10 protein-coding genes are annotated in these 9,259 nt (G+C 62.9%); 3 read left to right on the top strand and 7 right to left on the bottom strand.

Annotated elements, in window-relative coordinates; genetic code table 11:
* Positions 1–436: 436 nt before the first annotated feature.
* The 3 genes from E2C06_RS33915 to E2C06_RS33905 all read right to left on the bottom strand — a co-directional run bounded on the left by E2C06_RS33915 (position 437) and on the right by E2C06_RS33905 (position 1,811).
* A complete protein-coding gene (locus tag E2C06_RS33915; RefSeq protein WP_133292970.1) occupies positions 437–877 on the bottom strand; it encodes a response regulator in 441 nt (146 codons plus the stop codon).
* Positions 878–1,015: 138 nt separating this feature from the next.
* A complete protein-coding gene (locus E2C06_RS33910; RefSeq protein ID WP_165982848.1) occupies positions 1,016–1,447 on the bottom strand; it encodes a DNA-binding transcriptional response regulator in 432 nt (143 codons plus the stop codon).
* A gap of 4 nt (positions 1,448–1,451) precedes the next feature.
* The gene (locus E2C06_RS33905; RefSeq protein ID WP_133292968.1) at positions 1,452–1,811 is read right to left on the bottom strand and encodes a hypothetical protein; all 360 of its coding nucleotides are present in this window, start codon (positions 1,809–1,811) and stop codon (positions 1,452–1,454) included.
* A gap of 548 nt (positions 1,812–2,359) precedes the next feature.
* On the opposite strand from E2C06_RS33905, the gene E2C06_RS33900 reads away from it, so the two are divergent.
* Positions 2,360–2,902, top strand: coding sequence for a hypothetical protein (locus E2C06_RS33900; protein WP_133292967.1), 543 nt, complete (start codon positions 2,360–2,362; stop codon positions 2,900–2,902).
* A 206-nt stretch (positions 2,903–3,108) separates the two neighbouring features.
* Here the strand turns inward: E2C06_RS33900 and E2C06_RS33895 are convergent, their stop codons facing one another.
* Complete coding sequence (locus E2C06_RS33895) at positions 3,109–3,513, bottom strand: response regulator (RefSeq protein WP_165982847.1); 405 nt, start codon at positions 3,511–3,513, stop codon at positions 3,109–3,111.
* Between the two features lie 789 nt (positions 3,514–4,302).
* Here E2C06_RS33895 and E2C06_RS38160 point away from each other — a divergent pair.
* Positions 4,303–4,440 carry a DUF3606 domain-containing protein gene (locus tag E2C06_RS38160; protein WP_165982846.1) on the top strand — a complete coding sequence of 46 codons (138 nt, stop codon included), beginning with the start codon at positions 4,303–4,305 and terminating at the stop codon, positions 4,438–4,440.
* Between the two features lie 564 nt (positions 4,441–5,004).
* On the opposite strand, the gene E2C06_RS33885 is transcribed toward E2C06_RS38160, so the two are convergent.
* From E2C06_RS33885 to E2C06_RS38995, 3 genes are all read right to left on the bottom strand, one after another.
* Positions 5,005–5,322, bottom strand: a complete 318-nt coding sequence (locus E2C06_RS33885) for a hypothetical protein (protein ID WP_133292964.1) — start codon at positions 5,320–5,322, stop codon at positions 5,005–5,007.
* Between the two features lie 726 nt (positions 5,323–6,048).
* Positions 6,049–6,699, bottom strand: a complete 651-nt coding sequence (locus E2C06_RS33880; protein WP_133292963.1) for a calcium-binding protein — start codon at positions 6,697–6,699, stop codon at positions 6,049–6,051.
* Between the two features lie 221 nt (positions 6,700–6,920).
* Positions 6,921–7,241, bottom strand: a complete 321-nt coding sequence (locus E2C06_RS38995; RefSeq protein WP_206664821.1) for a RidA family protein — start codon at positions 7,239–7,241, stop codon at positions 6,921–6,923.
* Positions 7,242–7,730: 489 nt separating this feature from the next.
* On the opposite strand from E2C06_RS38995, the gene E2C06_RS33870 reads away from it, so the two are divergent.
* A complete protein-coding gene (locus E2C06_RS33870; RefSeq protein WP_133292962.1) occupies positions 7,731–8,096 on the top strand; it encodes a hypothetical protein in 366 nt (121 codons plus the stop codon).
* The last annotated feature ends 1,163 nt before the right edge of the window (positions 8,097–9,259 follow it).

Below are 9,259 nucleotides of genomic sequence, written 5' to 3'. Positions count from 1 at the left end.
CGACGTTCCTCTTGCGCCGCCGCCGGCAGCTTGCGCATGTCCACATGCTTCATGCCCCCAACCTGGACGGATCCTACTCGCCTTCAAGACCGCCCAGGCCGGATCAATAATTTCGCCCGACCCTATATTGAGAAGCTTACACAGAGAAGCATCGCCTCATCGGCTGGTCAGGAGACGCGGCGCGCTCGGATCGGCTTCATTCCGTCGATCCCGTCAGGTCATGGCCGGCAGACGGAAGTGTACTGCTGCAAGATTGCCTTCGATGGTCAGAAGCGACGGACAGTCGCGGATCGATGTCTTGGAACGGGCTGCACCGGGAGCGAGCGGCATTTTGCTCGACACATGGTTGCTGAATGCGCTGCATCAGACCTTCGATGCAATGCGCTGCGAGCCGCTGCCGGCCGACCCGGTGGCATTGGCCACCGGTCAGCCGAAGTTACGCAACTTGCAGATCATGGGCGGGAGCAGGCGACCTGCCGGTCGACCATTGGGGATGCAATCCGGGCGGGTGCCGAGGCACGGGGGGCATTAGTTCAGCCATGCGTTCCACCAGATGGCTGCCGGAAAACGGCTTCGCGATCAGTCGCTCGTCGTTGCGGAACGCGTAACCCTCGAATGACTCCGGATTGCCAGTCATGAAGACGACAGGCAGCCCCGGTATTCTGCTGACGGCTTCCCTCGCAAGCGTCTGGCCGTTCGGGCCAGGGCCGAGATTGAAGTCGGTTACCAGCAGAGCCGGGCGACACAGCTTGCTGTCCAACAAGGCCAGGGCCTCAATCCCATTTCCCGCCTCGATGCAAACGCACCCTGCCTCCTCCAGCAGATCGCAGACGAGCATTCGGATCAGACACTCGTCCTCGACAACCAAGACCTGCATGGTTTGATCCCCTGAAGATGATCGGTGCCCCCCACCTTTCAACTTCCTGGGAAGGAATGCGCGTAAGTATCGGATATTACATCTTACAAGTGAGTGATTGTGCGATGCAGCATAAGCGGGGCTGCACCTGTGCAGGCCTTAAGCGACGCCAGTGACCGACATCATCGTCTCCTTAAGGCGCTGGAGGAGACGCTCTGGGTCGATGGGTTGTTGAAGGCGGACGGTCGGCCCACCCAAGCCACGCAGGTCCGCTTGTGAAGCGAGGGGCGAATAGCCTGTGACTACCACTATGGGTAATCCAGGCCGTTGCGCCCGAAGTCGGCCGATGACTTCGCGGGCCGTGACGCGATCAGGCAAATTAAGGTTTACAATCGCGGCCAGCACGCTCACCGCAGGGTCGGCGGCTTTGATCACAGCAGAGTGGCCATCGGCTGCCCGGACGACCTCGTGGCCAGCCCCAGCCAATGTCTGCTCCAGATCGAGCGCCAGCATGGCATCGTACTCGACGACCAGGATCACGTGTCGTGGCATCTCGACGAGATGGGGTACACCCGGCTGATTGATGTTCACGGGTCTATTTGCCGGCCAGAGCCATGATGGACTGCCCAACGGCAAGTTTGGACGCGATGCTCCTGCCGGGCATTTGGCCATCCAACAGGCCTGCCTTCAGGGCGGTGAGTATGTCGTCCATGGAGATCTCTGGCGCGAGGTGCTGACCTCCTGCCGCGTTTCGAACAAGGACGCGGCTTTCATTGCGACTGATCCAAAGCTGGCGCTTGTCACAGGCGACGATGGCGATCTCACGACGGTCGCGGCCGATGATGATGTCGATCTGCGCATCGGGGAACGCTGCTGCGAAGCGTTGCAAGCTCTCGCAGTCATCGGGTGTGAGGCGCTGCGGAGACGGGAAAGGTAGGACGAGGCCACGACGCATGATGCGCTTCCATATCCGGAGGCATCACAGATAGTTTATATTCTATGGCATATTCAACCGTTGATATATTTCGCGGTATGTCACGGCGCCTGACAGCCTCGGACCAAATGCGGTTCCCTGACGATAGCGTTTGGTGATCTCCCCTGGAACAAGGCGGTTTGGGCAGGTTGGGGGTGAGCGCGACGCGGTGTCTGTCATGGACTGCTAGTCTCGACCGGCGCCCTTGTCGCCGTCAGCGGGCGTCAGGGCTTCCCACTGCCTCGCTAGACTTGGCCCTGCACTGGATTGCTCGTCGAAGCTGAGCATCGGGCCAAGCACCAGCATTGGATAGAGCGCGCTGCGGGCCTGACCGCCGATGCCCGGCGCGCCCTGCGGCTTTTGCTGCGCCTTCCTGTCATCAACTGATGTCCAGAGTTCGGGAGCCGGCCACCTCGGCGCAACATACCATTAAGCGTCGATGGTCTATGCTTGGGCATGGACGGCCCAGCGACAAACATCTGCGCCTTCGCCGAGCTGGGATTGCTATCCCTGCCGCACTCTGTTCGCTGATGGGCAGGGAGACGAGCGGCGATCATCCGCTGCCCCTGCCGCCAGCCGACCAGGGTGCCCCATCGGTGGTGTTCACAGCAACGCAGCCGGGCGAGGTCGCGGCAGCGAGCGAGACCTATGCGTCGCCGCCGCCCGATACCATTGTGGCCCCCCGGCAGCATGGCGTCCATGCTGAGGACCAGGGGCAAGCCTCTGCGACCCTGAACCACGACGCGCAAGCGGCCGAGGTGGCGCGACTGACCCAGGCGCTCCATGGCGCGAAGCAGGTACACGCCGCGGAGATCGAGCGCCTGCGTGCGCAACACGCCGCCGAGATGCAAAGGTTGGTCGAAGCCCTCTGGCAGGCGCAGGACGCAGCGCGAGCCGTATCAGCGCTGCCTGAGCGTGCAACGGAAACGCCGAACCTGGAACCCTCCGAACTCCAACCCGCGAGATTGCCGGCGGGGCTGGCCCGGTTCGTGGACTGGCGCGAACTCTCAGCCTGCGCTGCCTTGGGGCGGATCGGCCGGCGATGGGCGACGGCCTTCCGGGCGTGGAGTTAGACGACAGCGTCGCGGCTTGGCAGAAGCAAGGTGCTGAACCGCCCTCCTTCGGCCGCCGGGGGCGCGCCGGCGGCGGCAATCTCCGCCCTTGCTCGCTCGACGTCACTTTTCGCAGTCACCAACTCCGGCCCTGGCGTTTCGCCGGGTCATACTGGCGTTCGTCAAACGCCAACTCTGGGTGTCGTCCGGCGGCGTCCCCGCCGTGGCTACTCGGCAGCCATTTGCGAGCCGATGTGCGCGACCTCGCGCACCGCTGCCAGCAGGGCCTGGTAGTCGATGGGCTTGTGCAACAGGACGAGTGGGCCGTTGCCGCCGCTGCCCTCGCGCAACGACGCCGCTCCACCTGGCGGCGGCGATCCGGTGACCACGACGACCGGCAGGCTGGGCCGCTCGGCTCGAAGATTGAGGATCAGCGCTTCGCCGCCGAGGTGCGGCATATTCAGGTCAGTGACGAGAACGTCCAGAGCCGTGCCCAGACGGCGGGCCATCGCCAGCGCCGCGACGCCGTCGAAGGCGAGTTCAATCTCATGTCCGTCCGCTTCCAGCAGGTCGTGGAGCGACATGGCAACCAACGCCTCGTCCTCGGCTATCAGAACCCGGAGTGCCATCATTGAGTGCTCCGCGCGATGGTCCCGATTTGCACATGCTGCAGCATGCAACTCCAAGTACATTCTTGCTGTGGAGACACAACTCGCAAGTTCGTGTCAGAAACCCATCATCTGCTGTCCGATGAAGCTTGTCCAAGTGTTGACGGTGGTACCGAGCAACGGAACGTCCGAGCGGTACGGCGTGCAAAGCGCAAACCGGCCGTTCCCTCGGACGTGCCGCATCAGCCCAGGAGGAACCTTCTGCCCTGGCGCTTTCCGCCGGCCCTTTCGGGAAGCCTAGCTTGATCGTCCACCACGATCAGAACGGCTTTGACCGATCGTCAACCAGATCAGCTTACGCCAATCGCAAAGGGTAGAGCCCCATTTGCTGAGGCTGCCTGTTTGATGCTGTTGGACACCGCTTCGGTAGGTTTCTTGCCCGAGGCCACCACCACGTCCAAGGCGCCAGTGATCGCCCTGGCAATCTTGTCTGCGGCATCCCCTTGGGAGCGGACGAGGTTGCTCCCGCGGCTGACGGCCGTGCCGATACGCTGCACATCGACCTTTCGCTCCATAACGACCGCAAAGCGTCAACGGATGATGCTCGATCAACGCCGACCAGCCTGCCGCAACCGAGTGCGGTGGCCAAGAACGGCGGCGTACACACGGAAAAGCGTTGCGAATTCGGGGCGACACCGCCACTGCAACTGCGCCGCGGTGATAAGGTGGAACTTGGCCGCAAGCACGGGGCCGGTCGGGGTGCTGAGAATGGATGCGACAACGCGGAAACCAACTTCCTGGGAGCGTGCCCAGGTGGATATCACCAAGGCCCCGGAAGTCATGGGTTGGTGCAACAAGTGGAAGGTCACCCCCGAACGCCTGAAGGCCGTCGTCGCGGAAGTCGGCACATCCGCAGTGAGTGTTGCCAAGGCGCTGGGCAGGTCAGACTAGCGGCCGGCGCTTGAGGAGGACTGCCCGCCCGTGCCGTCAAAACCGGAGCGCGTCGTCCTCCCAGGGGCCACGATGAAGGCTGGTGATCTCCCATGTGTCGTCGTCCGCCCAAAGGGTGGCCGCATCTTGCTACCATCACTCGGCACCTTCAGGCCATACGGCAGGCTCGGGTCCGTTTGCTGTCGCTTCAGTGCACGCCGGTAACCCGGCGACGATGCCGCGCTGGTGGCCAAGTCGTTGAAGGGGTCGATTGGATGATGATCTATGGCCCCGTGTTTAGGCGCATCAGCCGCGCCGAATCGCGCTGAACCTCCTGGCTGCCATTGGGGCGGAGCAGGGAAACGAGGCGGTTCCGTATGGCGAGGGCGCGATGATCGATTATCCAAAGGTAGCGCAAGAGCGGCTGGCGGACGTCTCACTTCGGCCGTCAGCCTGATGGTCGGCGCAGACTTTTTGCGTTCCGCGCACGCCATGCTCCGTGCCCATTCCCGTTGTGGATGCGGTGTGGGTTGAGGCGATCCCGACCTGGACTGGATCAACCCTGTTGCTGAAGCCGGTCCCTTTCTAGCTCGTCGGAATACTCGAAATCTTGCCCGACCCTTCCTCGACGATCACGCCCTCACTGGGCTGAGGCTCGACCGGGGTTGCACCGACCTGCCCACCGTCCGGATTGCCACGGGGCTGCTCGCTCAAAAGCACCTGCTGGACCTCGGGCGAGCAGTGGCGCTCGATGCTTTCCCTGAGCCCCATCTTCTCGGACCGCTGCCACAAATCGGCGCGTTGCTGGGGCGTAAGGCGGTCTGCCACCATCGCCAACGCGTGGTCGAGCAGAGCCAAGAGGTTGCGGTCGAGGGCGGCCGCTGGAGGAAGTTTATCGATCATAGCGGATCGCAACACGTCCGCAATTCGGCCGCAAGAGTCGTCGTCGCTGGCGCTTGCTAGGTGTCGATGAATTTTGAAATCTCGCTTCGACTGGCTCGGCTCCTGATGTTGAGGGCAACGGCCGGACAATCAGGCAGCGATTTCACCCTTTGTCCCGTCCTCGTCACCTTCCAAGTCATCCTCGATCACCCCGCGCCTCCGGTTACCTCCCCGAGTGAGCCGCCCAAGCGCCGACCGGAGATCGGTCGTGACGACCTTCTGGCCAGCGGCCGGTAAGCCGCGAACGAGGGCGGTGCGCATGCCCGCGGGCGGTGAGGCTCCTGCGGCACGCACACCTGCTCCAGATGTCAGACACCATCGGCACTGCGCAAAAGTGAGGCGAGCATCGACGGCTCGTCCGCGCCGAAGAACATTGTCGAGCCCTGAGTCAGTTGAACATGGTACCGAGCACCATTCCATTGTGGAAAAACTACGCAGCTTTTCTGGTGGACTGTAACCCCTCTGAGGTACGGACGTGCCGGAACGGCGAGGGCGCGATAAATCCCGGATCAGGCGCCTCAATTCCTTTCCAACGTCGCGCGAGCATCGTGCCGTTAGGTGACGTGAAAGCCACCAGCACGAATCGCGCAAGCCAGCTTCTGATCCCGGTGACCGCTGTCAATCCGAGCTTTCAAACGGTCAGCGCAACTCAAAATTGCCGGCCATGCCTGATGCGCTGATGCGAGCCTAGAGGAAGAAATCATCACCCATCAAAGCATGGCGTCCGAATAGGGTGATGATCGCATCAACCTTACCATCTGCCGGCTGCCAGGAGACGTATTGAGTGTCGAGTTCGATCCTCGTGGTGAAGCTGTCCACCACGACCCGCACTTCGGGACCAGTCCCGCTGAAGGCGGCGTCACCGATGAAGCGGTAAGGAAGATCGGCGGTGCCACCTAGATAGTTCAGCGCCGAGAGATCGATGATGTCGCCGTGCCGAAAATCGAGAATGACGTCGTTGCCGATCAGTCGTGCAGGCACCAACGGGGCACCGTGCCCGAAGACAAAGGTATCGTCGCCGGGACCACCGAACAGCAGGTTATTTCCGCCCTGGCCGGCCAGCCGGTCGGTGCCCGGACCGCCCACCAGCGTGTCATTACCCATGGCACCGACAATGGTGTCGTTGCCCGGCCCACCGTCCAGCAGGTTGTTGTCCGGTTGCAGCACGATTGAAACTCGACCGCCGCTGATGTAATCATTGCCGGCACCGCCCTGAATGGTATCGTTGCCCCATCCACCTTCAAGAGTGCTGTCGGCATTGCCAAACGAACGAATGTAATCGTTGCCATCGGTGCCGGTAATTTTGGTCGCGCTGGATAGTCGCATCGGCGTGAACATGGGCACGATCCGCTCCGGGAAGGCAATATTGCCAGTCTCCTAACGTTTCATCCAGAGGTCCTGCCCTCACCGGTTTGCATCAAACACTTCACTTCCGCTTCAAACGCCGCATCTCTCAACCCAAACGTCCTTCATGGAATTCTATCCCGCCAATAACGAAGGGAAGTGCTCCGGAACCTGCCCTGCCCAGATGGAAGAGGGATAAAACAAAAACCGCACCATCAAGTCGCGGCAAGTGCGATACGCACCCCCGTCGAACCGTGCCAAGCGTCAGGCAACCTCAAAGACCGTCTCGATGGTGATGCCGAAAGGCAGAGACGCCACTCCGGCAGCGGAACGCGCATGCCGCCCTGGTCGCCGAACAGGTCGGAACAGCCGCTGATGATCTTCGGGTGGTCGGCGAACTCGGGAATGGCATTTGCCATCCCCAGCACCTCCACTGGCCGCACCACGGTGTTCAGGCTACCCACTCCCGCGCGCAACACCGCGAGAAGATCCAGTCCGGTATGTCGAACGGGCTGGTACGCTTCGTCCACCGTCACGTCGCGGCCGGCCTTTCCCGTGGCAAGGCCGCCCCGGGTCTGCTTGGCCCAACTCCGGACAGGAAAGCCAGACTGCGCGTGCGCACGAGTGGGACATCGTTGACGCCTGCGACGGGAGGGACCTTGGGCAAATCGATGCCGCGCTCCCGGAGGCGCTGCTCAGGCGCCCCCAGCAAGAGGCTGAGCGAGCGCACCTGTTGCCGGCATGGATTTGGCCGACATTGCGAGCCCCAAGGCCGAGGCCGACCGGCGATTGAGCCTCTGCATGGCGCTGCCCTTTGGATTGCCTCGACTGAAACTGGAGGATCGCGTCGCAAGGCTGCGCTTTGAAGCGATTGAAGATCAAGCGTGGCAAGAGAAGAGTCCCTGGTCGCTTGCAAGCTCGCAGGGCACCGGTGCCATGCTTGGGGCTGCGGGATTGTACCGACTTTTGACGCGTACCGAGCCTGCCTTGATGTTATGCCGGCAGCAGACACCGAGGAGGCGGTCATGCGTAAGGGCGTCGATCTGCTTGCTGCCGCGTTGCTTCTTGGCACCATGCCTCTGATCGCGACCGCCCAGCAGGATGTGAACTTTCAACGGCCCGTATTCACCACGCAGGGCACCGCCTTATGCGGGAGCCAGAGCCAAGTCGCCGAACTACGCCGCGCATTGGATGACCAGGACCGCGCGACCATCCAGCGCATTGTTGCCGGACCTTGCACCCTCGTCGGGCCGAACATCCGCCTGACCGTGGTTGCCGCACCGGGCACCTATGACCCTGATGTGGAAGTGCGGGTTGGCCCTGTCGCAGGTCTCGATCGGACGGTGCCGCGCGGCAATACCTGGACCTTGAAGGTGTTGCTCCGAAATTAGCGGTTCGGCTATGTCGGTCGACGCGGCAGTGCTCCGGCGCCAGCCGTTAGACCATTTGCCGGGCGACAGCACGCGATGGCGGCCTTGGCCCCGTCATGGGGCATGAAGCCCGTCCCTCGGCAGCCCTGCCGGGCCATTGCGCCCATGCCGGTATTGGAGCAGACGCCCGCAACGAGCAGACCAGCAGCACGCATGCAGTCTCGGCGGCCGGGTCGTTGACCGCGGTCAGGACCGCGATCTCGGCTTTACCGGATCTGTCCGCGATAGCCGTGGCGAGCGCATCAATCGCGTGGAGGCCCCATGCAGGTGGCATCAGGAGGTTGATCAAGAGGCGGTGCACAGCGGGCACGCCCGTCCCCGCCGCGCCGGCTGCTGACGCGACGGATTGGCCGAATGCTGCCGGCGACCGCCGAGATGGCAAGGCCAGGGTTGGGGCTGCCGATCGCCGACCAGGTATCCGACGCATCCAACGATACCATCCCGCAGCAGACGATCGAGGAAAGCAGGGTTGCCACGGAGGCGGCCAGGACGGGGACGAGGCTGTTCCGATCGTCGGGTACTGGTAGGAGGAGGCGAACCGGTTGGCACCTGCAATCCTCTGCCTCCGTCGCGGAAGCCAGAGGTGTCGACCGCGGCCCGGCCGAAAGCAGGACGGCCATATGCCCGCGACGGCTGAGGTTGCGGGCCGTGGCAATGGCCTGCGCCATCGCATGGTCGTCAGGGGTGTCGCAGCACAAAACACTGAACGACCATTCGACCGTGAGGACGGCTTCAGCGGCACGAGGGCCGGACTGAATGCCGCCCAGGGCTGGCATCCACTCCCCAACGCCAAAGCCAGACACGGTTTGGGCATTGCCGGGGGAGCCCGAGGGCATAGCAGAGGCGTGCATCGGGCAGACTGGCGCCGCACCCGCAGAGCCGCCAGTTCCCCACGCCGGTAGTGACGCCAAGACGACGCCGCGGGCCAAGATCGGCGTTGAAGAAGTCATGCTTTCCATCAGGGTCGACCGGGCTTGGAGCACCACCTGTTCATTAATCCTCGGCTGTTGCTCCGTAAGCGTCCTTCTTCGGCTGCCTTGCGCTGCGGGCGTCTGATTGGGTGACCTTGCTGGCTTGTGGGTGGTGCGGATGTCCGTTGCCGCCCTTACGCCTAGGGGTAAGGT

It is taken from the genome of Dankookia rubra (assembly GCF_004355005.1).
Taxonomy (GTDB): domain Bacteria; phylum Pseudomonadota; class Alphaproteobacteria; order Acetobacterales; family Acetobacteraceae; genus Paracraurococcus; species Paracraurococcus ruber_A.
This window is presented reverse-complemented; position numbering and strand designations above follow the sequence as displayed.

Excerpts from the sequence above, each read along its gene's own strand:
- E2C06_RS33900 (WP_133292967.1), top strand. The coding sequence starts at position 2,360 with ATGGGCAGGGAGACGAGCGGCGATCATCCGCTGCCCCTGCCGCCAGCC.
- E2C06_RS33915 (WP_133292970.1), bottom strand. The coding sequence starts at position 877 with ATGCAGGTCTTGGTTGTCGAGGACGAGTGTCTGATCCGAATGCTCGTC.
- E2C06_RS33885 (WP_133292964.1), bottom strand. The coding sequence starts at position 5,322 with ATGATCGATAAACTTCCTCCAGCGGCCGCCCTCGACCGCAACCTCTTG.
- E2C06_RS33905 (WP_133292968.1), bottom strand. The coding sequence starts at position 1,811 with ATGCGTCGTGGCCTCGTCCTACCTTTCCCGTCTCCGCAGCGCCTCACA.
- E2C06_RS33895 (WP_165982847.1), bottom strand. The coding sequence starts at position 3,513 with ATGATGGCACTCCGGGTTCTGATAGCCGAGGACGAGGCGTTGGTTGCC.
- E2C06_RS33880 (WP_133292963.1), bottom strand. The coding sequence starts at position 6,699 with ATGTTCACGCCGATGCGACTATCCAGCGCGACCAAAATTACCGGCACC.
- E2C06_RS33870 (WP_133292962.1), top strand. The coding sequence starts at position 7,731 with ATGCGTAAGGGCGTCGATCTGCTTGCTGCCGCGTTGCTTCTTGGCACC.